Source organism: Alkalihalobacterium sp. TH-98, from assembly GCF_057473385.1.
On record NZ_JBYCKM010000009.1, the window covers coordinates 224501 to 250253 of the forward strand.

The window sequence follows — 25753 nt, forward strand, 5'->3', positions numbered from 1 at the left end:
CCAAAATTCCAACATAAATTTCTTGGCATCCCCTCACCTTTTAAACACACATTTTACCTTGTTTAACTACTCTAAAAATTCACTATAAAAAACTTTGTGTATAATCAAATTATACACAAAGTTTTCTGAAAAGAAAGAATATTTTTTTGAAATAAAATAGGAAAATATCATTTAAGTTTTATCCTTCCAAAAATACACGTTCAAATGGTTTTAGCAGCTCTTTTCCTTTTTTATGAATATAAGTCTTTTCCTCACTTATATTGACAACTCCAATATAAAACTCTGCCCATCCATGCCATCCAAACTTAATAAACTTTATCTTTCTAAATCGCTCTACTGCACTAACTACCTCTTCGCTAATTGGTTGATTCGTCACAATCGCCCCAAGAAAAATGGTCGACATATGATCCTGTTTGGAAGGCACAAACTGGTGAACATTTGCTAGCAGCGACTGTCCAAACTGTTGGATATCCCGTTTGTTTATCGGTTTTTCCTGCTCACTGATAAAAACATACTGTTGATTTTCAACACTCCAAACTTTAATCGTCTTCGTCATTAAATATTTCTCATCCCGTCGCAAGTATTCAGCATAAAAAGCTAGGGGAATTTCACCTAGCTTTTCATCTCGATAAACATTAAAGCTTCCAATGTATAAATTAGCAAGATCATTAATATATTGCTTTAAATCATGTGGTTTAATCTTCATCACCCCACCTTTGTTATTGGCACTTGCATGTTGCTCATTCTTTGTATAATAGCCAATCTGATGCTGCTAATCCCGAAAGTACAGCCCCTTCAACAGCTCCTCGTTTAAAGATATCTCCAGCAAAAGCGATAGGTCCCGGAATGGTTGTGGCAACAAATTCATCAGGGTGTAAAGCTTCTGGTTTTGAATAACGCCAACGCTTTAACTGTTTCTCTAGTATTTCACCTTCTCCTAAAAGAGGCTTTGCTGCTTGAATTAGCTTTTCTATTATGACCTCGTCCTCTTGATCATAATGTTCACGAGACCAATATTCGTTTCCGTGTATCGTCACTACAGTTGTATCCGATATGCCTTTTTGTTGATTATCACCTAGGAACGACACTACCCCTTCTTTTATTTGAATCCCACCTGGCTTTGGTATATTCGTAGGTGCATCTAGTGCAACAATTGTACATAAGCAGGGAAAATAGCTCGTTGCCTTAAGATCTTCTTTTATATTTTCCTCCACCTTTACTTCTTCAATTAACTCTAAAGATTGTGGTGTAGGTGAGGTTATTAATAATTGATCTGCCGTAAAAGATATAAACTCTGCTTGTTTTCCTTTACGTACAATTACAGACCATTTATCCTCTATCCACTCAATTCTTTCAACTTTATGGTCTACTTTAATGTTTACATCTTGTGCTAGTTCCTTCATTAAAATATTCATTCCACTCTTACCTGCATAACGAGGGTATCCATCATTGTGTAATGATAGACTTCTGATTTCGGTCACATTGTTCATTTGATGAAAACCATTTGTCCATGTATGTATAAAGCCAGCTTGCTCCCACTCTTTTACAAGAGCTTTCATTTGCTCACTACGAGCAGTAAAGAATTGAGCACCGTGGTCACTTCTGCCACCACTTACTCTTCTCGTAGCCATTCGTCCTCCGACACTTTTTCCTTTATCTAATACGAGGTAATTCACATTTTTCTGTGAAAACTTCTTTGCTGCCATAATTCCAGCTAACCCAGCACCGACAATAATGACCGAATAATGACCCATTATATCCATCTCCCTCTATACAACGTTTCCTTTATTGTAACAAAATCCATATTGTTCGTGGGTGGCAATGTGTTGAACGAAGTTACGATGTCTACTTTCCCTATACATCAAAATCTAGTAAAATAAGTAGGTATGCATTTAAAGGTTAAATCATTAAGTTGTAGAAAATAGATGATAAAGAGTAGTTTTGGAGGAGAGAGATGGCTTCACAACAAGCTAAAGAAAATAAACAACCGAATCGGATTTCGGAATACTGTGCAAAAATAGTTGAACATAAAGCATTTACTACTACGGTCATTACATTTATTATTATAAACGCCATTGTTGTAGGGATCGAAACATATCCTAATGTCTACCAAACGTATACAAGTTGGTTTTACTATGCTGACATTACCCTATTGTGGATTTTTACAATAGAGATTGCCCTAAGGATGATTGCTGCCCGTCCCACCTACACTTTCTTTAAAAGCAGCTGGAACTGGTTTGATTTTCTTATTGTTGCGGCAGGACATATTTTTGTAGGTGCACACTTTGTCACCGTTTTACGTATCCTGCGTGTTCTTCGGGTCCTGCGAGCTATTTCCGTTATTCCTTCTTTACGAAAATTAGTCGATGCGCTCTTATTAACGATTCCAGCACTAGGGAATATTATGATTTTAATGAGCATTATCTTTTATATATTTGCGGTTACGGGAACGATGTTGTTTGCTGAAGTGGCACCTGAGTATTTTGGAAATTTGCAATTATCCTTATTAACCTTATTCCAAGTAGTTACTCTAGAATCGTGGGCTAGCGGGGTTATGCGCCCCATCTTTGCAGAAGTAGCTTGGTCATGGATCTACTTTGTCCTCTTTATCCTTGTCGGTACCTTCATTGTATTTAACTTGTTTATCGGGGTTATCGTAAGTAATGTTGAAAAAACAAGTAAAGACGAAGACGACAATGATGAGGTCGAAATGAAAAATGAGGTACGAGAGCTTCGTAAAGAAATTGCTGAACTTAAAAATATAATGATTAAGATGAACAAAAGCTGAGGAAACCCCCTCAGCTTTTGACTTATTTTATCCCCATTTTATTTGGGCCTGTTTCGCCTTCCACCCAGTCAAACTCAATCTCAAACGAATGCTTGTCCCCTTTGGTCGAGTATTCATATTCTACTTTTAGACGTTGCGACGGTTTCACTTGCACTTCTTCATCACCTTGCATAAAAACGAACTGACCTTCTTCTCTTAGTTTTTTCGCAATCACTTCTAATACGTCGGCAAAATCACTTAGATTTTGTTGTTCTTTATGTTTTAAGATAATTTGAGTTGGTAATTTTCCTACTTCATTCATCCTTGTTTCCCCCTTTTATCCTCGTTATTCTTATTATAAGCTATTCCTTGCCTATCTTATGTGAACGATATTTGACTAAACGATTGTTAATTTATATGAAGATAAAGAAAGGTGCAAATCACTTTATGATTTGCACCTTTCTAACTTCCATTAAAGTTTATTCAATTGACTCGTCCGCTGAGCCAAAAAATTCATCATATAGGGCACGAACAGCTTTTTCCTCATCTTCATGGCGAATACCAAATACTAAGCTGACTTCTGAAGAGCCTTGATTAATCATTTCAATATTTACATTAGCATTGGCAAGTGCCGAAGTTGCACGTGCTGAAAGACCGATCGTATTGTGCATCCCTTCGCCAACCATCATAATCATGGAAAAATCACGCTCTACATACACATCATCTACATCTAACTCTTCTCGAATACGAGTAATGATGCGATCTTCTTTCTCCCCATCCAACTGACACTGTTTTAAAATAACAGACGTGTCATCAATTCCAGATGGGATATGTTCATAAGAAATGCCCTCTTCTTCAATAATTTGAAGTAACTTACGTCCAAAACCGATTTCGCGGTGCATTAAGTACTTCCGCACATATAGCGTGCAAAATTCCGAGTCACTTGCAATCCCGATCACTGGATTTAACACACAAGCACGTTCAGCCATAATCATCGTTCCACGAGCTTCTGGATTATTTGTATTTTTTATACAAACAGGAATGGACTGACGGAATGCAGGCATTAGTGCTTCATCATGAAATACTGAAAAACCAGCATATGATAATTCGCGCATTTCACGATACGTCATTTTCTTAATGTTCACAGGATTTTCAACGATCTTTGGATTGGCTGCAAATACCGAATCAACATCTGTGAAATTCTCATATAAGTCCGCCTTCACTCCTGCAGCTAAAATAGATCCTGTAATATCTGATCCACCTCGAGGGAAAGTAACTAGTGTTCCTTCTTTTGAGTATCCAAAAAATCCTGGAAAAACGATCACACCTGGACGTTCCCTTAATTGGAACAAATGTTCATAGCTTTCCGGAAGAACTTGAGCGTTCCCGGGTTCATCAGACACTAATAATCCGGCCTCATTTGGATTTACATATTGCGCTTCAATTCCGGTGCTTTGAAAGTAAGCCGCGATTAACTTTGCATTATTGTCTTCTCCACTGGCTTTCATTTGATCGATGAATTTTCCTTCATGGGAAGTGTCAAAAGCTACTCTTGCTTGTAAATCCTCTTTAATCGTTTCTATAATATCTGCTGACAAATTGAGATCTAATGCAATCTCTTCATAACGGCTTACAACAGCTAGTAGAGCATTTTCAACGTCACCTTTTTCTACCACGGCATCGGCTAACTGAATAAGTAAATCCGTAACCTTTGTATCGGTTGCTTCCCTCTTCCCTGGGGCTGAGACAACCACAAATTTTCTCTCTTCGTTCTCGGCAATGATTGAAGCCACTTTACGAATTTGCTCTGCGTTAGCCACTGATGTTCCACCGAATTTCGCTACTCTCATCTCGTTTCTCCAACTCCTATAAAGTTTTTTTCTGTTCCCTTAATATTTCAATAATTCATAATTTATCATAGCCCTTGCCTGTTTGCAAAGTTGAATAAATTGGATATTGTAGGCTGTGTAAGGATATATCACCAACTGGTTTATTCAACCTTCACATCCTCCCCTTTCACGCTAATCGATAGAAAACCCTCCCATATGGTTGGATTTTCATGTGACAGTAACACTTCACAGGAATAAAGAGCTAAAATTAACAAACAATATTCGATATTTCTCAGCAAAATCCCTTCTCGCCAGAACCTTATTCATAAATTATTCGTAATTACTTTTTTTAAGATGTAACCATCCAGCAAACTATTTTCATTCTTCACTTCCTTTAGTCAGTTTTTGAAACCAACATCACATATAGGAATTAAAAATTAGGACTCATCATGAATAAAGCTACAAGAAAAAAAGGAAAATAGATCCAATTAACTGTTTTCTTTTCCTAAATATTGTGTTAATTTAATAGTACAACTGAAGAAAACGGGAGCTCCAAAGCAAGGGGCTGAGAGGACAACTGATACTGTTGTCGACCGTGAACCTGATCTAGGTAATGCTAGCGGAGGGATTTTGTAGAATTCTTATGTCCATTCGACCGCTTTCTTGCGGTCTTTTTATTTTTATAGTGCACATTATGAAAAATAGACGACTGTATAACAGTCGGATAACACCATAATGATTGCAGCTATAAAAATGGATGACATTCTTATATTATCTTCCCCTCCTCCATGATCGGTTCTAACATCCAGAACTTAAATCAAACTTAGGAGGATCTTTTATGTCAATTCTTAACCCATTTCTAAACAGTAAGAAAGTGTATGAGAAAAGCAGTACAAACGATACGATTGCTGTTCCTTTTCGTGAAATTGAACTAAGCCCAACCTCATTTAATGGAAAAGAAATACCTAATGAACCGTTTAGAGTATACGATACGACCGGGCCTTACACTGACTCTACATATCATGCAGATGTCAGAAAAGGACTGCCAGAATTACGCAAACAATGGATTTTAGATCGTGGCGACGTTGAATATTATGAGGGTCGTAATATAAAACCTGAGGATAATGGTTTTATTGATATTGAAAAAACAAAAGCTGTGGAAGTATTTAATACAACAAGCAGAAAACCAGTACGAGCGAAACAAGGAAAAAATGTAACCCAACTTCACTATGCTAAAAAAGGAATCGTCACACCTGAAATGGAATTTATTTCAATTCGTGAAGGTTTAGACCCTGAATTTGTGCGTTCAGAAATAGCGAGTGGAAGAGCAATTATTCCATCCAATATTAATCACCCTGAAAGTGAACCAATGATTATCGGTCGTAATTTTCACGTGAAAATTAATGCGAATATTGGAAACTCAGCAGTCAGTTCATCTATAGAAGAAGAAGTCGAAAAAATGACTTGGGCTATTCGCTGGGGTGCCGATACAATTATGGACTTATCCACAGGAAAGCATATACATACAACAAGAGAATGGATTATTCGAAACAGTCCAGTCCCAGTAGGTACAGTGCCTATTTACCAGGCCCTTGAAAAAGTGAATGGAGTAGCTGAAGACTTAACATGGGAAGTTTACCGAGATACATTAATAGAGCAAGCAGAACAAGGAGTAGACTATTTTACGATACACGCCGGGGTGCTACTCCGATATGTACCACTTACAGCTAATCGTTTAACCGGTATTGTTTCTAGAGGTGGTTCAATTATGGCTGCATGGTGCCTTGCCCACCATCAAGAAAACTTTCTCTATACTCATTTTGCTGAGATCTGTGAAATTATGAAGACGTATGATATCGCTTTCTCATTAGGTGACGGTTTGCGCCCAGGCTCAATTGCTGATGCTAATGATGAGTCCCAATTTGCTGAACTGGAAACACTAGGAGAATTAACGAAAATTGCTTGGGAACATGACGTTCAAGTAATGGTAGAAGGTCCTGGACATGTACCCATGCACAAAATCAAAGAAAATATGGATAAACAACTTGATATTTGTCATGAAGCACCTTTCTATACATTAGGTCCACTCACTACTGATATCGCACCAGGGTATGACCATATTACTTCAGCGATCGGTGCGGCGATGATTGCTTCTTACGGAACAGCCATGCTTTGCTATGTAACACCAAAGGAACATTTAGGGTTGCCGAATAAAGACGATGTTCGTGAAGGTGTTGTAACCTATAAACTTGCTGCACACGCAGCTGATTTAGCGAAAGGGCATCCAAATGCCCAACGACGAGACGATGCACTTTCAAAGGCTCGCTTTGAGTTTCGTTGGCGAGATCAATTTAACTTATCTTTAGACCCAGAAAAAGCAATGAGTTTTCATGATGAAACCCTTCCAGCAGAAGGCGCCAAAACCGCCCACTTCTGTTCAATGTGCGGGCCTAAGTTTTGTAGTATGAAAATCTCTCATGATATTCGTCAAACCGCAAAAGAAAAAGGAATCGATGAACATACTTTACTCAAAGAAGAAATGGAAAAGAAATCTGAAGAATTCAAGGAACAAGGAAGTAAAATATATAGATAATAAAAAGAAGCTGATTCATAGATAACTAATCTATAAATCAGCTTCTTTTTTGTAAAGGTCCGGTAATGTAAATGACTTAAATCCACAGCAAAATTATTGCCATTCCCCGTCGCGGTCCCACTTTCCTGAACGAAGACCAACAGTTTCAAGTAATAGAGAAATCAATGACCTTGGTTCACCTATTAATGAATTTTCTGTACAGCTTGACTCTGGTCTATACTCCATATCAAGCGCATCTTTTAATGTTACTTCCTCTAAAAAGTTCGTAACATCTGCTTCATTAAAGCAAGGAGGAGAAACATAGACGTTAAGTGAATGATCTACTATCATTCGAGCATTAGCTGGTGCGACTTCTGTCGTTTTAACCAATGATCCAATTAAAGCAAAAAGTATAATAAAAACAGAAAGCAATATAGAAATTTGTTTGTTCATTTTTTCATGCCTTTCATCTAGCTCGTAATCTATTATTTATTCTAGTACGAAATCATCAGATGAGCAATGAACAACGCTTGAACTTTATTTATATAAGCCATTCACCAAAATTTCCAAAGCATAAGGTGCTCGAATCCCTTCTGCTGCTGCAGATAATGGAATTACAATAAAATTCTCATTTTTAATAGCTGTAACATCTTCTAGTGCCGGATGACGCAGTAATGTATCTTTTTTCTCTTCAGCCGACGTTTCACCATAATCAACAATGATGATTATTTCAGGATCTCGATCCACTACTTCTTCCCAGCTTACTTCTGCCCAGTTTTTATCGATTTCACTAAATATATTTTCTGCTCCCGCTAGCGTGATTAACGAATTTAAAAAATTTTGTGCCACTGTAAAAGGTGCCGTATCTCCGCTATCAAATACAAATACTTTCTTCTTTTCTGTTACCTCTGGAATATTTTTTTGAATTTCAGATAGTTCTTCTTCCATCGAAGCAATTATTTGTGCTCCTCTTTCTTCGACGTTAAAGATACGTGCTATATTTCGAATATCTGAATAAATATCATTAATTGTCGGGCCAACTTTACTAGAAGACTCATGTAAGTATGCATTGATGCCAAACTCTTTTAATTGTTCAACAGTACCAATATTATCCTCGCGAAATGCACTTGCCCACCCTGCATAAGCGAAATCAGGTTCTTCTGCTAAAAACACTTCTTGCGATGGGTATCGATCCGAAAGAACTGGGATTGACTCATAAGCATCCTTAAATTCTGGTAAGACGGCATCATCTAAATATGCGGTTCCCACCATAAATTCTTCTAATCCAAGAGCTAGCATCACTTCAGTTACGTGTTGGTTTAACGTAACTGCACGCTTAGGTGCTTCAGTGAACACTAACAGCTGCTCATTATTTTCGATTTCAAATGATTCATATTCATTTTGGTCGACCTTTTCAACTTCTTTAACTTGAGGACTATTCGTTGTTGTCACCTCTTCGTTTGTTCCCGTCTGCTGCCCACATCCAACTAGCAGTGTGGATGTAAGTATAATAGCTGATAAGATCGATTTCATTTTATTGATTTTTTTCATATTCATTCTCCTTATTTTTTAATTTAGCAATAATTGTCCAGCGATTACTTACTTGATAATCTGTTACGTCTCCTCGAATGGGAATTGGATAACCCCCATTTGTCCAAACCTCCTCTTTAAAAGGTTCTAGATTACGTTGGAATTCATTTATACTCCCATCAAGAGTTTCATCTCTTCTTAATACCGCTTCAGCTCTTTTTTTAGCTAATTGAGGTATTAATGTTGTTCCCCTAATACGTTGATAACTAGTTTGATAATTTTCGAACATGTCGATTACTTCAAAGCCTTCTGCGTTTAATAGATAGCACATTTCCCTAGGAAGTATTAAACTATACTCCCGGTCTACTTTATATCGAGAAACTTCATTGTTTTGTTCATATGTTTCATAGGTTATCGTTGTTTCAAATGTCTGTCGGTTTAAGAGAGTTACGCCCTCGGTTGTCTTATAAATTCGTTTCTTCCCCCATTGTTTACATTGACTTACCTTCCAATTTCTCTCATTCGGTGGAATGATAAGGTCAACTGCTACTAAACCACTATCTACAAGATGTTTTTTCACGTTTGCCAATACTTGCAACTGTTCATCAGGTAACAGAAAGTGTTGTAAGAAGCCTTCTGTTAGTAGAATATGGCTAAATTTGATAGAAGAATTGATATCTAATGCATTCTTTTGTATTAAAGTTAACTTAGACACATTTCTTAACCTTTTTCGTTTCTTTTCAGCTATTTCGAGCATATCTTCACTCGTATCGAGCCCTGTTACATCAACTCCCTGAACAGCCAATTCATACGCGATTCTGGCTGTCCCAACTCCTAACTCTAATACACAAGGTTCAGGAGTAGTATTAATCATTTGTTTAAAGAATTCGACACCACTTTTTCCAGTAAAAAGATCGAAATACTCGGCTTCAAGGCCAATATAAGGTTGAGTGATTTGTCTTTTATGCCGATCCCCCTGCATACCACAGCGGTTACAAAGCGACCCAGCTAACTGTTCAAATGGTGTTCCGATTGGAATTCCGTTTTTCGTATCACCATTTCTTTCTTCATATTGAAATCCACAAAAATTACATTGATATTCGCCCATTCTCTCCTCCTAATTATTTGAAACAATAGGCCTCACATTTTCACCTTTTTACCTAACCGCCATTTTCGAAGTATATAAAACATGAACCTTCCCAGTAATTGGGTGTTTAAGAATAGTCGCATTAACATGGAAAACATCGGCTAATAGTTTTACGGTCAGCACCTCTTCTGGTGAACCTTTTGCAACGATTTGCCCTTCGTTTATCACTAGTAATTTATCGCAATAAGCAGCAGCTAAATTTAGATCATGTAAAGCTGCTAAAGACGTTAGTTTTAAACCTTTTACTACATCAAGAAGCTGTAATTGATGCTGAATATCAAGATGGTTTGTCGGCTCATCTAGTATAAATAATTTGGGTTCCTGTGCAAGAGCTCGTGCTATTAATACCCTTTGCTTTTCACCGCCTGACAAGTGTGAAAAACTCCGATTTCGGAAATGCTCCATTCCTACTTCGTTTAGTGACCGGGTTACTATTGTTTCATCGTATTCATTATCTTTTTCTAAAAACCTCTTATGTGGATGTCTCCCCATCCGCACAATATCTTCTACTGTAAAATCAAATGGCACTGAGCTTTCCTGACCAACAACAGCTACTTGTTGAGCAAAACTACGATTTTTCCACTTATTTGTGTTCGATTGGTTCATTAGTATGGTCCCGTTAGAAGGTGCATAAATCCGATAAATCGTTTTTAATAATGTCGATTTGCCACTGCCATTCGGTCCGATCACACCAACAAACTCACCATCATTTACTTGGAAATTGATATTTTGAATGATTGGATTTTGGTCAATTTCCGTCACCACATTTTGGACTGAAAGCTTCACTACTTTCCACCATCCTCTGTTCCAAATGAATAGTTACTTCTTCTTAATAGCCATATAAAAAATGGACCACCACATATAGCTGTAACAATACCTATTGGTAATTCTTGAGGTGAAACTACAGTTCTTGCTGCAACATCTGCCCATACAAGAAAAATTGCACCTATTAAACTACTGACAATTAGCACTCTTCGATGATCAGAACCAACCATTAACCGAACGATGTGTGGTACCATTAACCCGATAAATCCTATCGCACCACTCACAGAGACCATAACTCCAGTTAATAAAGCCGTTAATAAGACCAAGAATTTCTTAAACACGTCAATGTTCATCCCTAACGTTGTAGCAGTTGCATCTCCCATCAACAGTAAATTAAGAGGACGATAGGATAAAACTAAAATAATTATGCCTATTATTAATGAGAAAAAAGGAACCGGAAGTTGCTCCCATTTTGCACCAGCCAAACTCCCCATCATCCAAAACATCGCATCTCTTATTCCTTCTTCTCGCGGAGCAGAAATAACAATATAGCTTGTCACGGCAGATAACATCATCGAAACAGCAATTCCTGCTAGAAGCAGCCGGACAGTAGATATTTTTCCGCGAACTTGTGCAAGCATAAAAACGATTAATACTGAAGCAAGTGCACCTAAGAAAGCAGCCATTGACAATGCATAATGTCCAAATAGCTTAAATGCACCAAAGATAATGACTAACGTTGCACCGACAGAAGCACCAGAAGATACACCGAGAATAAAAGGATCGGCTAAGGAGTTCCGTACTAATGCTTGAATGGCCACACCTACAACCGCTAGCCCTGCACCTACTACAGCACCTAATAAAACCCTCGGAAACCGAATTTCCCATATAATCTGTTCCTGTGATTTTGACCAATCATGAACGATCATTTCATTTATATATGGGAATTTAGAAAATGCTATTTTCCAAACAGTTAATGGAGAGATAGAAACAGGGCCAATCATTACAGCTGCTGTCATGGAAGTAATTAGTATACTCACTAATATGAAAACGAAGAGCAGCTGTGAAACGTTTATTATCTTTTTCTTATGTAGTAATTTAGGAGATGATTTGATTTTTAGGTCAGTCTGCATCTTTCGTCCTCCTTTATAAATCATAATTATTACGATTTAAGTCATACTACTATTACCAATGGTCATGACTTTTATTGTTTTAACCTTGTATACGCAGGTCGTGAACTTTCCACCAAAATAGATGCTTCCATAGGAAGCTATATCTATATTTGGTGGTTATATCTTCAAGTTTCTATGACACAGTTAAAGCTTCTTCTCTAAACCACTTGATCTTTTCTCGTAAAGTTACAATTTCACCAACTAGAATAATAGCAGGATGAGAGATACTAGCTTCTCTTGCCTTCTCTTCAATCGTTGTTAGCGTACCGACAACCGTCCGTTGTCTTTCCGTTGTTCCCCATTCAATAATAGCTACTGCAGTTGAGGGTTTTTTTCCATGAAGAATTAATTGATTACAGATTAGAGGTAAGTTCTTTACGCCCATATAAAAAGCAATTGTATCTATTCCACTTGCTAATGCACTCCACTTGACTTCATTATTTTCTTCGTTTTGCAAATGCCCTGTCACTATCGCAAAGCTAGATCCGTAATCACGGTGAGTTACAGGAATGCCAGCATAAGCTGGTGCAGCTATTCCAGAGGATACACCTGGAACAATTTCATATTGGATTCTATGGTTGGCCAGAACTTCTGCTTCCTCACCAACTCTACCGAACACACAAGGGTCCCCCCCTTTTAGTCTAGTAACCACTTTTCCTTCCTCTGCTTTGGCCACTAATAATTGATTAATTTGCTCCTGTTTTAACGTATGCTGCTTCGGAAGCTTTCCGCAATATATAAATTCCGCACTTACATTTGCATAATCAAGTAAAGATGGGTTTGCTAGTCGATCATAAATAATCACATCCGATGTCTTAATACACTCCAAGCCTCGGACCGTAATTAATTTCGGGTCACCCGGTCCTGCCCCAACTAAGTACACCTTTCCATTTTTCATTTCGTTCCCGCCTTTACACCGTACTTTCTGTTGCCTCATTGCTCTTTTCAATCCCTAGGTCAGCGAAAGTAGCCATCTCTGTTAAAATTCTTGTTGCCGCATCTAGCAGTGGATAAGCTAATGCCGCTCCCGTTCCTTCTCCTAATCTTAAGTCGAGCGAAAGCAACGGTTTTTTATTTAAATATTCAAATACAGCCTTATGTCCGGGTTCAACAGACTGGTGGCTAATGATTAAATACTCCTTAATCATTGGACACATTTCATGGGCAACCAATGCGGCTGCAGTCGAAATGAACCCATCTACAATTACAGGTATACGATTTGCTGCAGCTTGAAATAGAATACCCGCCATGGCTGCAATTTCAAGTCCACCGACACGAGCTAACACTTGAAGTGCGGACGCATTATTTACATTTCGACGTCGTAGAGCCTCTTCAATGATTGCTATTTTATGTTGATGTTCGTCTGTATTGAGTCCAGTCCCACGACCGACAACATCTTGAACAGCGGCTTTCGTATAAGCTGCAATTAATGCACTGCTAGCCGTCGTATTTCCAATTCCCATTTCGCCAATAATAATTAGCTCATGTCCTTGCTGAATTAAGTTTTGAGCGACTTCCATACCTGCTTCAATCGCTTGAACAGCTTCTGTCTCACTCATCGCATCTTCTATAAAGAAATTATTAGTACCATTTTTCACCTTTTTCTTTACTAGAGAAGGATGACCTACTTCACCATTAACGCCGATATCAACGACGGTTACCGTTGCACCGATTTGATTTCCGAGAACATTAATTGCAGCACGACCGACGATAAAATTTTGAATCATTAGTTTTGTTACTTCTTGTGGATATGCTGAGACTCCTTCAGAAACAATCCCATGGTCTCCAGCACAAACCACTATGGCAGGCTTCTTAACCGTTGGCCGTTCTTTTCCAGTAATTCCGGCTAATTGTATAGCCATCTCTTCAATCCTACCGAGCGCTCCAATTGGCTTTGTTAATTGGTCAACATGTTCGCTAACTTTTTTCATTATTTGTTGATCTAGCGGTTTTATTTGGGACAATATTTTATTGATTTTCTGCATCATTCTTCTCCTTATATTCTAAACATTTCTCAACAAAGGACTTTGCCATATCTGGGTTTGAAGCAAAATGAATATGTGTATATCCAGCAACTAGATGATCGGTTTTATAGCCCTCTTTTTTTTCACCACGAAGTGCTTTTACAAAATAAGCCCTCTGAAAATCAGAATCACTTTCAAATGTAGAATAATGAAACTCATGACCACGAGCTTCTGCTTCTTTCCCTAAAAGAAACGTCCCATCAATGGCGGTTACTTGCCGGTACCCGAGAGCAGCTAAACTTTCCTGCATCTTAACTCTTCCAGGTATGACACCAACCATTGGGTATGTTTGCCCTTGACTATTTGTAATGGAGTCCGTTAAGTACATAAACCCTCCACATTCAGCAAAGGTAGGCAGTTCATTTGCTATAGCATTCTTAATATCTTTTCTCGCTAGAGCGTTTTCTGATAGCTCTTTGGCAAATTCTTCTGGAAAACCGCCACCAATGTACAAACCGTCTACTGCAGCCGGTAACGTTTCTCCTTTTAGAGGGCTAAAGAAAACTAACTCAGCACCTGCTTTCTCCAAAAGCTTAAAGTTTTCACGATAATAAAAGTTAAATGCAGAGTCATAAGCCACCGCAATTTTCACTTTAGGATCTTCCTCTTCCTGTTTTAAAAATAAATCGGTTTTAGGCTGAAGAACTGGGCATTGTTCTGCAATGCGTAATAACTCATCTAAATCCATGCGATCAGCAACTACTTCACCAAGTTCATTAAAAAACTCGTCCAGTTCACCTCGTTCAATCGCAGGAATTAATCCTAAATGTCGTTCTGGAATGTGTAAGCCGTCACCTTTTAATAAATAACCGACAACTGGAACATCACACTCTTGTTCAATTGCGGTTTTACAAAGCTCATAATGCCCTTTGCTCCCCGCTTTGTTTAGGATGACACCCGCAATATTTACGTTTGGGTCGAGTATTTGATAGCCTTTAACGATGGCAGCCGCACTCCTAGCCATACTCGCAATATTAACAACTAAAATAACTGGCGCCTGAAGTAGTAGGCTAATCTCAGCTGTACTGCCAATATTGCTCTTTGGACTTTTTCCATCATAAAAACCCATTACTCCTTCAATAATTGATATATCCGCCTCTTCACTTGCCTTCACAAAGATATCATTGACGATATCATGATCGAGCATCCAGCTATCAACATTTCGGGAATGTCTACCTGTTACAGCTGTATGATAACTAGGGTCAATATAATCTGGTCCACACTTAAATCCTTGAACAGTTAAGCCTTTCTTTTTAAAGGCTGCCATTAAGCCAATCGTTAATGTCGTCTTTCCCACTCCACTATTTGTTCCTGCAATCACTATTCTGCGTTGCATCATGTCACATCCTTACTTTTTAACAGCAATTGATATCGTTACATTTCCACTTTTCTTTTTTTCTAATATAAGCTCATCTACTCCTGCGGCTAGAAGTGCAGCCGGCTCGCTAACACCATAAGCACCGGTAAATTTATAAACTGTTTCAGACGGATTTTTTATAGGAACTGCATTTAATTGCTCTGCAGTATAGTAGAGAAACTCCCAGCCAAATTCATCACATACTTGAATCAGTCCTTCTTCATCCTTTTTCAAATCAATGGTCGCAATCGACTTTACCGAATGAATTGAAATATGTTGTTCTTTCAACGTCTCGTAAATGACGCTTTTTATTTCTTCCATATTTGTCCCACGATTACAACCAATCCCTAAATAAACAGATTTGGGCCGATATAAAACTCCATTTGCTAACAGCTTTTGCACTTGTTCTTTTGATAAAATTCTATGAGTAATAACTAGTGCTGCATTAAAATCAATATCAACTACTTCTTCATACGATTGTACCACTTTCATTTGCTTCGGGAGCGACCGTTCATGTTTCCACCATGTTCTTTCACCTGACTCTTGCAAGATAAGAAGCGGTTCCTCATTTACAACAGCTGCACTTACAGGTGTCACATTTGAAAAGTCTTCAATTATCCAGCCAAATTCACGTCCAAATATATCCACTGGAATTGTCTTTTGAACATCAGATGCTGTCGTAATTACCGGAGTCGCATTAATGTATGAAGCCACTTGACGGGTTAAATCATTCGCCCCCCCAATATGGCCTGAAAGCACACTAATTACAAATTCTCCTTTATCGTCAATCACTACTATTGCAGGGTCCGTTTTCTTATCAATTAAAATCGGCGCAATCATTCGCACGACGGCTCCTAATGAAATCACCATAATAATCCCGTCATATTTTTTGAACATATCAGGCAATAAAAGTCGAATCGAACCTTCAAATAAGTGAATATTTCTCTCGGTTTCATCCCCCCGTTCAAACTTTTTCATGTAGTACAAATCCGCTTTTGGCATGAATGTACTTAATTCTCGAATGAGTTCGACTCCATGCTTTGTAATGGCAACGATTGCAATGTTATCCATTAACGGACTCCCCTTTTCGAAAACCGTGGGTAAACGATTTATCATAGAGCTTAGACTCATATTTTCCTTCTTCCATTAATAGTTCCTCATTGGCTGCTTTACTGATGATAACCATTGCTTGTTTACGAATGCCTTCTGCTCTCATTGCTTCATCTAATTGACCTAACGTCGTTTTCACAACTTTTTGATCTGGCCACGAGGCACGATAGACTACGACTACTGGATCCGTCTCAAGCCACCCTGCTTCTAAAAATTCTCTTACTACTTTCTTAATTAGCGTCGCGCTTAAAAACAAACAGGTCGAACTATGATGATTTGCAAGATCTCGTAATTGTTCTTTCTCTGGCATTGGTGTTCGTCCTTCAGCACGCGTTAATATAACGGTTTGCGTTAATTCAGGAACCGTTAACTCGATCTGTGCAGCAGCTGCTGCTGCAAAAACTGAACTGACACCTGGAATGATTTCATAATCAACATCAGCACGTTTTAAATAGCGCATCTGTTCTAAGATCGCACCATAAACAGAAGGGTCACCTGTATGAACGCGTGCTACACTTCGCCCATGTTTAACATTTGTTATCATACAGTCAACAAGCTCTTCTAAATTCATACCGGCACTTTTTAAAACTTGTGCGTTTGGTTTTGCCACATCCATAAGCTGTTCGTTCACAAGAGAGTCTGTATATAAGATGACATCCGCTTGCTTTAAAATATTTTGCCCTTTGACTGTTATTAGTTCTGGATCCCCTGGTCCAGCTCCTACAATATAGACTTTAGCTTCCAACAAACGTTTCACCTACTTTCTTACTAACATTAACGTTAAATATTCTAGTTCAGCATTTTTTAGTTCACGAACATCTTTCCATATATATTCCTCACCTGACGTTACTTTTGTGACGACTGTCGCTTTATCAATTAAATCTAGCTCTTCTAATAGTTCAATCATCATCGGTAATACTTTAGCTACTTTTATGAACACCATTCCATCATGATCTTGTAGCGCTTTTTTCATGTCATCCCGATTGTCCGTTGCTGGAATAATCCCTGTCCAATCATCACCGTCCGCAAGTGGTATACCGAGTCTTGATGCAGCCCCATTCACACTCGATATTCCAGGAATGGATACAATATTAACTTCTGGATGAAGCTCTTTCATTAAGCGGTACATATGAATAAATGTACTATATAACATCGTGTCCCCTTCTGTTACAAACGCAACATCTTTTCCTTGTTGAATACACTCCCATACTTGATCAACAATCGTCCGCCACTCTCTATCTAGAATTTCTTGATCTTTTGTCATTGGAAACACGAGACCTAGCATTTCTTTATTCGTTGTATCGATATATTGTTCTACGATTTGATAAGCATAGCTTTTACTACCTTTTCTCTTCTTTGGGTAAGCAACAACATCTGCTTCTTTAAGCATCCTGTAGGCTTTAATCGTAAGTAGTTCCGGATCACCTGGGCCTACCCCGACGCCATACACGGTTCCGAGTGTCATTTATTGCTCCTCCTTCTTTGTGGCTGTAATAATGTAAATTGGATTCAAACCTTCAAAACGGTTCATATGTAAAATAGGTTTACTTCTTGAAATTTGGACAAGGTTAATCGATGTCTCAAACCCTAGAGAATGAAATATTTCATTGGCTAGATATAGAGTCTCAATCGTCGCTGCATTGAGAACTATTCGTCCTCCTTCTTTTAAACGTTCATCACAGATTCTTAATAGTTCTCTCATTTCTCCACCTGTTCCGCCAATAAATATGGCATCTGGATCAGAAAACTCCTCTAGGCCTTCTGGCGCTTTACTACATTTCACTGTAATATCGGTTCGAAACTTCTTCGTATTTTCTAGACAGTTTTCATAGTCTGCTTGATTTTTTTCAATCGCAAATACCTTACCTTGTCTAGCAATTCTTGCGCTTTCAATTGCCATAGACCCTGTACATGTGCCTATATCCCATATGGTTGAGTCCTCTTGAATATTTAATTCAGCTAAACTTAGAACTCGTACTTCTTTTTTTGTAATTAGTCCTTTATCGGGCTTTCTTTGTTTAAATTCATCATCGGATATTCCAATTGACCAGGTTGGCCCTTTTCTATTCTGCTTTAAGATAACGATATTAAGTGGGTGCCCTTCATAATCAGACATTTCTTCTAAAGAAAGTGAAACAACTTTTTCATTTTCTCCACCAAGAGCTTCTGCTACATAGGCATCATACTCTCTCATCCCGTATGAAAGAAGATACTTAGCAATTTCGGCTGGTGTGTTCGTTTCATCTGTTAACAGACACACCTTTTCCTTGCCATCAACCTTTTGAGCTAATCCTTTCATTGTCCGCCCGTGAACACTAATAAACGTACAGTCATGCCAACTTTCTTGCACTTCAGCAAAAGCTTCCTGAATTGAGCTGACATTAGGATAGATTTCGACGGGGATTTTTTTTGATAGATAACTACCAATCCCGTAAAATAAAGGATCTCCAGAAGCTAACAGAACACAACTTTTCGTTGAAGACTGAAGCCGCTCTACGACAGCCTTTAGGTTACCTTTCAATGGAATACGCTCTCCATTGAAATCTGGGAAAAAGCTCAGATGCCGTTCTCCCCCTATTAAACATTCACTTTCATTAATCCACTTTTCGTAAATTGGTAAAATACTAGTCCTTCCGCCATCCGTTATCCCTATCACTTTAATGGGTTGTCCCATACTACAACCTCTCTTCCTAATACTTCTTTATTCATTGATATAATATAGACTTCTATATCCAGACCGCCCTTAATTTCTTTAATACTCATATGTCCTATTGATAGACATAGTTTTGAGAAAAAGGCATGGTATTCATGCTCCAACATGAGAGTACCTACTTGGGATGCTGTATTAGCCCCACGAATTTCTTCTTGTAATTCGCTTGGTACTCCCGCTTCTTTTGCTACTTCAGCCAGAAAATTGAAGTCAACCGGCGCACTTTTAGAGTGCACCATCATGACCCCTTGAGCTACTTTTGAAAATTTCCCCATCATTCCTACAAGCGTTATTTTCTTTACCCTTTTCGCTTTACATTGCTTTAAAGCAAACCCGACAAAATCACCCATTTCAATAAAAGCTTCTTCTTTAGCTTCAGGATGAGTTTCAATGGCAAACTTCTCACTTCTACCACCTGTTGTTAAAAATAAGTGATCACATCCGTTAGTAACTGCTACTTGAATCGCCTGAGCAATACTCGCTTTAAATGCTGAAGTTGAAAAAGGTACAACCGTCCCTCTCGTACCTAATATTGAAATTCCTCCAATAATACCTAACCTGCCGTTTAATGTTTTCTTCGCAATTTCTTCTCCATCCGGTACGGAAATGATAATACTTACACCCTTTACGAGAGAAAATTTCTCTAATACGTCTATAGCAGCCTCAATGATCATTTTTCGTGGAATAGGATTGATGGCAGCTTCACCGACCGCTACTGGTAAACCAGGCTTTGTTACCCTTCCGACACCTACACCTCCGTCTAGATGGATACCTTCATCCAGACTTAATTGAACGGTCGCGATAATTTGTGCTCCATGAGTTGCGTCAGGATCATCCCCACCGTCCTTAATGATTGTTGCGCTAGCTTCACGTTCATTAAATCTTACATTTTCCATGTTGAAAGTTACCACTTCACCAACAGGTAAACGAATGGACACTTGTCTCACTTCTTTTTGCAAGAGGAGTGAAAGTAAGGCGGCTTTTGTTGCTGCCGTCGCATTAGCACCAGTTGTATATCCATGCCGCATATCCTTCGGGTCTTTTTCAACTTTCTTCTTCATGTTCTACCCCTGCTTTTCAGCCATAAGTGATAATGCATTTAATGCAGCAACAGTAACTGGGCTTCCTCCTTTACGTCCCATGTTTGTAATAAATGGGATATCTAATTTAGCCAGTTCTTCTTTTGATTCAGCAGCTGATACAAAGCCAACTGGCATCCCTATAACAAGTCCTGGTCGGGCCTCACCGTTCTTTACTAAACGAATTAATTCTAGTAATGCAGTAGGTGCATTACCAATCGCAAAAATTCCACCTTCAGCTTCTTTAATAGCTTTCCGAATAGAAATAATTGCCCGCGTTGTATTCAGACGTTTTGCTTCTTTCATAACATCTGGATCAGAGATATACACATGAACACTCCCACCGAACTTTTCAATTCTAGGTTTACTAATCCCGACTTGAACCATTTGTACATCAGCGACCACTTTTTTTCCCGATCGAATTGCTTTAATTCCTGCTTCTACTGCGTCTCTATGAAATACAACACTACGTCCTAACTCAAAATCAGCAGACGCATGTATAATGCGCTGAACAACTGGATATTGTTCTTCTGTAAAATGGTGTACACCCAACTCGTCAGTGATCATTTGAAAACTCAATCCTTCAATTTCTTGTGGTTGTACGGTTAACGGCTTAAATTCTGTTTGAAAATCCATTTATAGCACCTCAATTTTTTGATTTATCGTTTCTAAAACATCGTAATAAGTCCTGCAAACAATACCGTAGTCTAATTCAGGTCTTGAAATCATTACAATCGGTATATTTAGTTCTTTAGCAGCTTCAACTTTTTCGTCCACAGAACCGACCTTACCACTTTCTTTCGTAATCATAAGCGTTACATTATATTGCTTAAACAGTGCAATGTTTAGCTCCTTAGAAAAAGGACCTTGAATGGCTACAATATTTTTTTGTTCAACACCTAATTCCGCGCATTTTTCCATGTTATCTTTACGTGGAAGCATCCTTGCAATTAATCGAATCCCATCAACATTCAATAATTGCTCTGTAAAAATTCGAAGTGTTTTACTTCCAGTTGTAAGCATAACCGTCCCCTTTTTCTCTTTGGCAAGCAGTGCTGCTTCTTTATAAGAAGAAACATGCGTAATCTGTCCAGTACGACCCTGATACTCTTCCCTTTCATAGCGTATATAAGGTACTTGTGAGATACGACTCGCTTCAACTGCATTTTTTGATGCTTCTTCCGCAAATGGATGAGAAGCATCGACGATCATTTGTAGTCCTCTTTGTTCAATGAATGCCTCCATTTCTTCAGCGGTTAGTCTTCCAACAACGGTTTCAATATTCGCTTCACGAAGAGAAATAGCCGCATTATCTGTTACGACCGAAGCAATGATGTCATGACCTGCGTCTCTAAGTGTTATCGCCAATTCTCTTGCATCACTTGTCCCAGCTATTACATAAATCATCTTCATCCTACCTTTGAACTTCATGCTGATGGTTGTGATGATGAGTATGCCCATGATGATCATGGTGGTCATGGTCGTGGTGATGATGTATATCCATATGTTCCATTGCATGTATGCGGTACGAACAAACATCACAATTGAGTTTTGCTTTACCTTGCAGTGCTTCTTGTGCCCTTTCAACAAAGATCGTTTTCAGAATAGGATGGAAACCGAAAAATTCAGTCATCGAAAAATGTAATTCTGGATACTCAACTTGAAAGGTTTGAAGCTTTTCAGACATTCGGTCCATTAATATCCCTGTAAAGAAAAAGTAAGGAATAATATAAATGTTCTTGACTCCTAGCTTTATTGATCTGGCAACACCTTCTTCAACTGTAGGTGAAGTTACACCAATAAATGACAGTTCGACATTAACCATATCTAATTTTTCAGAAAGCAATCTACCTATCTTGTATAGCTCACTATTCGCATCTGCATCACTGCTGCCGCGGCCGACTAATAAAATACCGACATCTTCTTTTCCTTTCTCGTTAGAAAAGCCAACATCAAGTAGACGCGATTGTAAAATATCAAACACTTTATCATGAACACCGATTGGTCTACCATAATTAAATTCGACATGAGGATACATGGCTTTTGCTTCATCAATTTCAACCGGGATATGTATTTTCGCATGCCCCGCTGAAAAAAACATCATTGGAACGAGGCCAACTTTCGTTGCTCCTTGGTCCACACATCGTTTTATCCCTTCACGTATTGTTGGAGTGGAAAACTCTAAAAAGCAAGTTTCAACGATTGGATACGGTATCTCCCCTTTCATTGACTCAACAAATTGAAGAAGTTGTTCATTACCTTCCCGCTTTTTTGTACCGTGACCGATAAATAAAATTGCATTCATTGCGTTTCCTCCTTTTTATTTAGCAACGTCTATTAATCCCCACAAGCCATATCTACTACCACTTGCTCGGGAACTTCTTTGTAATAAAATCCTTCAACAACTTGTACTCGTTTAAAAAACTTATGGAAGCGCTCATTTGGTAACCCTCGATTTTTGTAATCTTCTACTATGTTAACAACAAGGTCGACAAGCTTTCCTCCTTCTAATCCTTCAGCAACAAGCTGTCCGACATGAGCATTTCTACCTGTTGTTTTAGCTCCTAAAAATAAATCAAAACCTTTCTTACGATATATGATCCCTATATCATTTGTTGGTGCACTATAGCACGCCATTCCACAGCCGTTAAATCCAATATTTATTTGCTTTGGTACAGACATTCCGCCGATTAGTTGTTGAAGTTGTTCTACTTGTGGAATCGAGTCTGCTTTTTCACCGTCACAAAAATCACATGCCTTTATGTTGACCACATCACCTGTTGGAAGAAGTAGAAAGCCTGTATTCTCCAAACTTTCCGTTATTTTATTTGGATTGGATGTCTTAACTGAAACTTTGATTAAGTGATCTGGTGTATACTCAAGTGTTGCTCCCTCTCCTACCGTTTCTACCAATGCTGTCAATTGTTGCGGTGTTATTTTTTTATTCGCAATCCCAGGTGAAACTGCAAATTCAAAAATGTCTTCCTGTTGAAACTCGTTTCCTTTTTGTCGGCTGTTTTCTAGTGGTTTTGTTTTAATATCCAGTTTTGAAAGCGCCTCTTCTGCTAGAATGCGCGGACTGAGCGGTCTGTCAGCTATCAGTCTTTCATCTTCTACTCCCCCATGAAGTGCCCAAGGTTCTGCTTCTTTTTTTAGCCGTTCATGTGGTTTAAGTTGTTGTTCAGTCTCATTCAATGTGTATTTTCGTTGATACCCTCTTGGCGTAATCATTTTTCCTTCATAGATGAACGTAGAATTATTTCCGATAATAACCGTGGTTAACATCCCTATTTCATGGTCCAACATATGTTCTAAATCAGTAATAACAATTTGTTCTCTTTCTCGATAAGCACTTTTCACCAATCCAACTGGTGTATCTGGTGAACGATACTTTAATAAAATCTTTTGTGTCTCGACAATTTGTCTTGTTCTTTTCCCGCTTCGTGGATTGTATAACGCGATTACGAAATCAGCTTCAGCAGCAGCATCCACTCGCTTTTTTATTAATTCCCACGGCGTTAAATGATCGCTTAAACTAATCGTACATGCATCATGCATAATTGGTGCTCCTAATAGCGATCCACAGGAATTGATAGCCGAAATGCCAGGTATAATTTCTACCTCAACACCCCCTTCTTCCTTCCAGCCTTTTTGAATGAGAACTTCATACACAAGGCCAGCCATACCATAAACACCTGAGTCTCCACTAGAAATGACAGCTACTTTTTTTCCTGTTTCCGCTTGGCGAACAGCTTCTTGTGCTCGACTCACTTCTTCTGTCATACCTGTGCGTACAATTTCTTGATTTGTAATTAACGGACGAATTAAATCAACGTATGTACTATAACCGATGATGGAATCGGCTTCTAAAATGGCTTCTTTCGCTCTAAAGGTCATATGCTGTTCACTACCAGGTCCAAATCCGATAATTAGTAGCTTACCTCGCTGCATCTACTTCCTCTCCTTTAATGGTTGATTTATTTTATAAAGCAATACACCAATACACCAAATAAAAAAGCACCCCTAACCATAGAGTAATGGTTAGAGATGCTCATAACTTCCGCCCAAATAAAATAATTCGCATGAATAATTAAATTCAGAAAATCCGCTCTCTAACACCTCCCTATCTCCCGTAGGTCAGACAGTGTTGTTAGAAAAGGCAGGTCTCCTGGCTCATGGTTAGTGCAATCTATTCCTTCCCATTCATAGAACAGTGGTTTAATAGACTACAACCAAATTACAGTGGCGGGACCGCGTCGGACTTTCACCGAACTTCCCTTTTAAAGATCTTAATAGCATTCTACTAGAATTGTTTACAAATTCATGTAATGAACACGAACACTGTTAAAATCTTTACCCTTTCCCAACATATGTGATTGTATTAAAAGATTAATGGAAAAGATAAAGGTTTGTCAATCTATTTTTAAAATTATCTAAATATGTCGAGTTCAATAAGGAGGACAAAAAGAGCCGAGAAAATCGAGAAAGCGTAGCCTCCGAGCACCGGAACGTATAGTGTAAATACGTGAGGAGCGTAGGAGCAAGCTGACGAAGAGTTTCGACAGCTATTTTTCCCGGACTTTTTGAAAATCCTCTAAAATTGTCGATTGATTATAGAGCACACTCTTCTATTTCAAAGCCTAAATCTTCGATAATATTATGGTCTTCTGTAACTGCTTGGCCTTTCGTAGTTAAATAATCACCTACGAATATAGAGTTTGCAGCAAATAACGCTAACGGTTGCAATGTACGAAGGTTTACTTCTCTTCCTCCAGAAACCCGAATTTCTTTTGAAGGGTTTATGAAACGCATCAAGGCTAGTACTTTTAGTGATTTCATCGGTTTCGTCCGTTTGTAGTTTTCTAGTGGAGTTCCTGGAATCGCATGTAAAAAGTTCACTGGGATGGAGTCAGCATCAATTTCTCGTAATGAATACGCAATCTCAACAATTTGCTCATCTGTCTCACCCATCCCAATAATACAGCCAGAACAAGGAGACATACCTGCCGCCTTCACTTCTTCAACCGTATTTACACGATCATCATAAGAGTGAGTTGAAGTGATGTTTGTATGATTGTCCTTATGTGTATTAAGGTTATGGTTATAACGATGAACCCCTGCTTCTTTTAACTTTTTAGCTTTTTCATCGCTTAAAATTCCTAGGCATGCACAGATTTTCAGGGGCATTGTCGCCGTAATTTCACTAACCGCATCAATAACTTGATCAACTTCTTTTTCAGTAGGACCTCGCCCGCTCGCAACAATACAATATGTACCAGCTTTTCTGTTCATAGCTTCTTTGGCACCTGCGATTAGAGTCTCTTTATCTAGTAACGAATACTTTTCAACAGGTGCTGTTGAAACGATCGATTGTGAGCAGTAACCGCAGTCTTCGGGACATAACCCACTTTTTGCATTAAAAATCATATTTAGTTTTACTTTTTTTCCGTAATAGTGTTTTCTTACACGAAAAGCGGCTTGCATAATCGGTAAAACCTCATCATCATCTGCTTGAAGAATACTTAATCCCTCTTCAATGGTTAGTAATTCGCCATTTAACGCTTTATCTGCATACTGTTCCCAAATACTTTTTGTTGATGTTGTTGTCGTCATTTTCTCCCAACCTTTCGTCAACTATCTTTTAATATAAGTTAACATTAAATAGTGAGGTTGACAAGAATTATTTACCAT

At 38.4% G+C, this 25753-nt stretch carries 24 protein-coding genes and 2 riboswitches; of the genes, 2 read left to right on the forward strand and 22 right to left on the reverse strand.

All coding sequences use genetic code 11. The features are described 5' to 3' along the window. Positions 1-178: 178 nt before the first annotated feature. Together AC2VNP_RS04355 and AC2VNP_RS04360 are read right to left on the reverse strand one after the other, a co-directional pair. Positions 179-706: a DUF8052 family protein gene (locus AC2VNP_RS04355; protein ID WP_486916175.1), complete on the reverse strand. Its 528-nt coding sequence runs from the start codon at positions 704-706 to the stop codon at positions 179-181. A 34-nt stretch (positions 707-740) separates the two neighbouring features. Further along, entirely contained in the window at positions 741-1754 is a 1014-nt protein-coding gene (locus AC2VNP_RS04360; protein WP_486916176.1) for an NAD(P)/FAD-dependent oxidoreductase, read from the reverse strand. Between the two features lie 200 nt (positions 1755-1954). On the opposite strand from AC2VNP_RS04360, the gene AC2VNP_RS04365 reads away from it, so the two are divergent. Next, positions 1955-2788: an ion transporter gene (locus tag AC2VNP_RS04365; protein ID WP_486916177.1), complete on the forward strand. Its 834-nt coding sequence runs from the start codon at positions 1955-1957 to the stop codon at positions 2786-2788. A gap of 22 nt (positions 2789-2810) precedes the next feature. On the opposite strand, the gene AC2VNP_RS04370 is transcribed toward AC2VNP_RS04365, so the two are convergent. Both AC2VNP_RS04370 and AC2VNP_RS04375 read right to left on the reverse strand, forming a co-directional pair. Further along, positions 2811-3089 carry an amphi-Trp domain-containing protein gene (locus tag AC2VNP_RS04370; protein ID WP_486916178.1) on the reverse strand — a complete coding sequence of 93 codons (279 nt, stop codon included), beginning with the start codon at positions 3087-3089 and terminating at the stop codon, positions 2811-2813. Positions 3090-3246: 157 nt separating this feature from the next. After that, positions 3247-4617: an aspartate kinase gene (locus tag AC2VNP_RS04375; RefSeq protein WP_486916179.1), complete on the reverse strand. Its 1371-nt coding sequence runs from the start codon at positions 4615-4617 to the stop codon at positions 3247-3249. A 512-nt stretch (positions 4618-5129) separates the two neighbouring features. Continuing rightward, positions 5130-5241, forward strand: a riboswitch (TPP riboswitch). A 193-nt stretch (positions 5242-5434) separates the two neighbouring features. On the opposite strand from AC2VNP_RS04375, the gene thiC reads away from it, so the two are divergent. Then, entirely contained in the window at positions 5435-7189 is a 1755-nt protein-coding gene (gene thiC / locus AC2VNP_RS04380; protein WP_486916180.1) for a phosphomethylpyrimidine synthase ThiC, read from the forward strand. 93 nt (positions 7190-7282) lie between these two features. Here thiC and AC2VNP_RS04385 read toward each other — a convergent pair whose 3' ends face one another. The 18 genes from AC2VNP_RS04385 to bioB form a co-directional block, all read right to left on the reverse strand. Continuing rightward, a complete protein-coding gene (locus AC2VNP_RS04385; RefSeq protein WP_486916181.1) occupies positions 7283-7621 on the reverse strand; it encodes a hypothetical protein in 339 nt (112 codons plus the stop codon). An 84-nt stretch (positions 7622-7705) separates the two neighbouring features. Next, a complete protein-coding gene (locus tag AC2VNP_RS04390) occupies positions 7706-8719 on the reverse strand; it encodes an ABC transporter substrate-binding protein (protein ID WP_486916182.1) in 1014 nt (337 codons plus the stop codon). Further along, positions 8703-9806: a methyltransferase domain-containing protein gene (locus tag AC2VNP_RS04395; protein ID WP_486916183.1), complete on the reverse strand. Its 1104-nt coding sequence runs from the start codon at positions 9804-9806 to the stop codon at positions 8703-8705. Before AC2VNP_RS04395 ends, AC2VNP_RS04390 begins: the two co-directional genes overlap by 17 nt. A gap of 48 nt (positions 9807-9854) precedes the next feature. Then, positions 9855-10631, reverse strand: a complete 777-nt coding sequence (locus AC2VNP_RS04400; RefSeq protein ID WP_486916184.1) for a heme ABC transporter ATP-binding protein — start codon at positions 10629-10631, stop codon at positions 9855-9857. Further along, positions 10631-11629 carry a FecCD family ABC transporter permease gene (locus AC2VNP_RS04405; RefSeq protein ID WP_486916311.1) on the reverse strand — a complete coding sequence of 333 codons (999 nt, stop codon included), beginning with the start codon at positions 11627-11629 and terminating at the stop codon, positions 10631-10633. Before AC2VNP_RS04405 ends, AC2VNP_RS04400 begins: the two co-directional genes overlap by 1 nt. A gap of 286 nt (positions 11630-11915) precedes the next feature. Further along, positions 11916-12680: a uroporphyrinogen-III C-methyltransferase gene (gene cobA / locus AC2VNP_RS04410; protein ID WP_486916185.1), complete on the reverse strand. Its 765-nt coding sequence runs from the start codon at positions 12678-12680 to the stop codon at positions 11916-11918. A gap of 13 nt (positions 12681-12693) precedes the next feature. Next, complete coding sequence (gene cobT / locus AC2VNP_RS04415; RefSeq protein ID WP_486916186.1) at positions 12694-13770, reverse strand: nicotinate-nucleotide--dimethylbenzimidazole phosphoribosyltransferase; 1077 nt, start codon at positions 13768-13770, stop codon at positions 12694-12696. Continuing rightward, positions 13751-15145 (reverse strand): cobyrinic acid a,c-diamide synthase CobB, encoded by a 1395-nt coding sequence (locus AC2VNP_RS04420; RefSeq protein WP_486916187.1) that lies wholly within the window; start codon positions 15143-15145, stop codon positions 13751-13753. The genes cobT and AC2VNP_RS04420 overlap by 20 nt, the downstream gene beginning before the upstream one ends. Before the next feature lie 9 nt (positions 15146-15154). Beyond that, the gene (locus tag AC2VNP_RS04425) at positions 15155-16234 is read right to left on the reverse strand and encodes a cobalt-precorrin 5A hydrolase (protein ID WP_486916188.1); all 1080 of its coding nucleotides are present in this window, start codon (positions 16232-16234) and stop codon (positions 15155-15157) included. Continuing rightward, positions 16227-17018 carry a precorrin-4 C(11)-methyltransferase gene (cobM, locus tag AC2VNP_RS04430; protein WP_486916189.1) on the reverse strand — a complete coding sequence of 264 codons (792 nt, stop codon included), beginning with the start codon at positions 17016-17018 and terminating at the stop codon, positions 16227-16229. Before cobM ends, AC2VNP_RS04425 begins: the two co-directional genes overlap by 8 nt. A 12-nt stretch (positions 17019-17030) precedes the next feature. After that, entirely contained in the window at positions 17031-17738 is a 708-nt protein-coding gene (cobI, locus tag AC2VNP_RS04435; RefSeq protein ID WP_486916190.1) for a precorrin-2 C(20)-methyltransferase, read from the reverse strand. After that, complete coding sequence (gene cbiE / locus AC2VNP_RS04440) at positions 17739-18947, reverse strand: precorrin-6y C5,15-methyltransferase (decarboxylating) subunit CbiE (protein ID WP_486916191.1); 1209 nt, start codon at positions 18945-18947, stop codon at positions 17739-17741. After that, positions 18926-20044, reverse strand: a complete 1119-nt coding sequence (locus tag AC2VNP_RS04445; protein ID WP_486916192.1) for a cobalt-precorrin-5B (C(1))-methyltransferase — start codon at positions 20042-20044, stop codon at positions 18926-18928. The genes cbiE and AC2VNP_RS04445 overlap by 22 nt, the downstream gene beginning before the upstream one ends. Positions 20045-20047: 3 nt before the next feature. Beyond that, positions 20048-20698, reverse strand: coding sequence for a precorrin-8X methylmutase (locus AC2VNP_RS04450; RefSeq protein ID WP_486916193.1), 651 nt, complete (start codon positions 20696-20698; stop codon positions 20048-20050). After that, positions 20699-21469: a precorrin-6A reductase gene (gene cobK, locus AC2VNP_RS04455; RefSeq protein WP_486916194.1), complete on the reverse strand. Its 771-nt coding sequence runs from the start codon at positions 21467-21469 to the stop codon at positions 20699-20701. 7 nt (positions 21470-21476) lie between these two features. Next, a complete protein-coding gene (locus tag AC2VNP_RS04460; protein WP_486916195.1) occupies positions 21477-22367 on the reverse strand; it encodes a sirohydrochlorin chelatase in 891 nt (296 codons plus the stop codon). Between the two features lie 32 nt (positions 22368-22399). Continuing rightward, positions 22400-24013 carry a precorrin-3B C(17)-methyltransferase gene (cobJ, locus tag AC2VNP_RS04465; RefSeq protein WP_486916196.1) on the reverse strand — a complete coding sequence of 538 codons (1614 nt, stop codon included), beginning with the start codon at positions 24011-24013 and terminating at the stop codon, positions 22400-22402. A gap of 190 nt (positions 24014-24203) precedes the next feature. Further along, positions 24204-24379, reverse strand: a riboswitch (cobalamin riboswitch). 294 nt (positions 24380-24673) lie between these two features. Further along, positions 24674-25675, reverse strand: a complete 1002-nt coding sequence (bioB, locus tag AC2VNP_RS04470; RefSeq protein WP_486916197.1) for a biotin synthase BioB — start codon at positions 25673-25675, stop codon at positions 24674-24676. Positions 25676-25753 lie beyond the last annotated feature (78 nt).